The sequence below is a fragment of the Rhizobacter sp. P3_C12 genome (assembly GCF_056402735.1).
The window spans coordinates 1-2,353 of sequence record NZ_JBFUGW010000505.1 but is presented as its reverse complement, the minus strand read 5'-3'; the positions used below and the strand labels follow the sequence as shown (position 1 = coordinate 2,353).

Sequence of the window (2,353 nt, the reverse complement as noted above, 5' to 3'; positions counted from 1 at the left end):
TCACCGAACTCGATGTTCAGCGGCTCGATCAGCAGCCGCTTCGGCCCGGCCTCGACCGCGCCCGCCACCATCGCCTTCACGCCCGCGGCCTGCGCCACTTCCACCGTGCGCTGCGCATCCTCGGCCTTCACGAAGATCGCAAACCCCGCGCCCATGTTCAGCGTGCTGTACGCCTCTTGGTCGTCCTGCTTCGCATGCTGCTGGATGAACTTCAGCACCGGCGTCACCTCGGGCACGCTGTGGATGCGGTAGGTGTGCTTCGCCGGATGCCGCAGCAGCTTGCGCCAGCCGTGGCCGGTGATGTTGGCGCAGTAGTGCGGCTGGATGCCGGCCTTGTACAGCGCCTCGGTCACCGGTGAATACAGCACCGTCGGCGCCAGCAGCGCCTCGCCGTAGCTCAGCCCCGGTTGCACCTCGGTCAGATACCCCTTCGGCAGCCGCTCCACCAGCTTGCGCGCCAGGCTCAGCCCGTTCGCATGGATGCCGCTCGACGCCAGCAGCACGATCGCATCGCCCGGCGCCAGCTTGTCGCCGACCGAGAGCCGCTCCTTCGGATTGATCAGCCCCGTGCAGCTCGCGGCCAGGTCGATGCGCCCCTCGGCCACGATGCCGGCCAGCGCCGGCGTCTCGCCGCCGCCCCAGGCCACCTGGCAGGTGTCGCACGCGGCCTTCCAGCCTTCCACCAGCGCCTGTGCGCGTTGCGCGTCGGAGAACCAGTCGGAGCCGCCCGCGGCCCAGTAGGCCTGCACCACCAGCGGCGTCGCGCCCACGGTGATCAGGTCGTTGATCGCCATCGCGATCGTGTCCTGCGCAATGCCGGCGTAGTAGCTCTTGCCGGTCAGCGCCTTCATCTCGTCGGCCACCAGCGCCTTCGAGCCCAGGCATTCGACGATCGAGGCCAGGTAGAACGGCCCCACGTCCACCACGTAGGCCGATTCGCCGCGCGAGGCCTCGACCTCGCTGAACCCATGCACGCCCAGGTGCGCGCCGGTGGCCTTGGCGGCGCGCTGCGCAGCCACCTTCAGCGGGTCGATCAGGTCGTAGTTGACGCCGGCCTGTTCGTAGCTGAGCGTGTCGGGGGAAGCAGCGGTGGATTTCATCGGGAGCAGAGGGTCGATGGCGGGGCGGTCGGAGGTCGGCGCGGCCGCCGAAACCGCGATTATCGGGTACCACCGGGCCCCGTAGAATGCCCCGATGTCCTATCTCGTCCTGGCCCGCAAATACCGCCCGCGTGACTTCGAAGGCCTCGTCGGCCAGGAGCACGTCGTGCAGGCGCTGGCCAACGCGCTCACGCAGCAGCGCCTGCACCACGCCTACCTGTTCACCGGCACGCGCGGCGTCGGCAAGACCACCGTCTCGCGCATCCTCGCTAAATCGCTCAACTGCACCGGCGCCGACGGGCAGGGCACCATCACCGCCCACCCCTGCGGCGTCTGCGATGCCTGCCGCGACATCGACAGCGGCCGCTTCGTCGACTACGTCGAGCTCGATGCCGCCTCCAACCGCGGCGTCGAAGAGATCTCGCAGCTGCTCGACCAGGCCGTCTACAAGCCGGTGGTCGGCCGCTTCAAGGTCTACATGATCGACGAAGTCCACATGCTGTCGAACACCGCGTTCAACGCGATGCTCAAGACGCTCGAGGAGCCGCCCGAGTACCTCAAGTTCGTCCTCGCCACCACCGATCCGCAGAAGGTGCCGCCCACCGTGCTGTCGCGCTGCCTGCAGTTCAACCTGCGGCCGATGGCGCCGCAGACGGTGCAGGAGCACCTCGCCACCGTGCTCGGCGCCGAGCAGATCGAGGCCGAGCCCGGCGCGCTGCGGCTGCTGGCGCGCGCCGCGCGCGGCTCGATGCGCGATGCGCTGTCGCTCACCGACCAGGCCATCGCCTTCGGCGCCGGTGCCTTGCTCGAAGCGGGCGTGCGCCAGATGCTCGGCGCGGTCGACCGCAGCCACGCGGTGCGGCTGGTCGAGGCCCTGGCCGCCGGCGACGGCGCCGACGTGGTCGCCACGGTCGATGGGCTGCGCTCGCTCGGCTTGTCGTGCAGCGGCACGCTCGAAGAGATCGCCACGCTGCTGCAGCAGATGGCCGTGCTGCAGGCCGTGCCGGCCGCGGCCGACGAGGCCGATCCCGACACGCCCGCCATCCAGCGCCTGGCCGCGCTGCTGGCGCCCGACGAGACGCAACTGCTCTACAGCATCGTGCTGCACGGCCGCGCCGAGCTGGGCCTGGCGCCCGACGAATACAGCGGCCTCGTGATGGTGCTGCTGCGCCTGCTGGCCTTCAAGCCGGGTGGCACGCCGGCCCCGCGCCGCGAGGCGCCGGCGATGGTCAGCGGCCGCAGCAGCGCGACGG

At 70.4% G+C, this 2,353-nt stretch carries 2 protein-coding genes; one reads left to right on the top strand and one right to left on the bottom strand.

Annotation, left to right across the window (positions count from 1 at the left end):
* Positions 1-1,100, bottom strand: a 1,100-nt coding sequence (locus AC1DXV_RS33840) for an AIR synthase-related protein (protein WP_477937951.1), incomplete at its 3' end; no start/stop codon positions are given.
* 94 nt (positions 1,101-1,194) lie between these two features.
* Here AC1DXV_RS33840 and dnaX point away from each other — a divergent pair.
* The coding region (gene dnaX, locus AC1DXV_RS33835; RefSeq protein ID WP_477937949.1) for a DNA polymerase III subunit gamma/tau at positions 1,195-2,353 on the top strand (1,159 nt) is incomplete at its 3' end.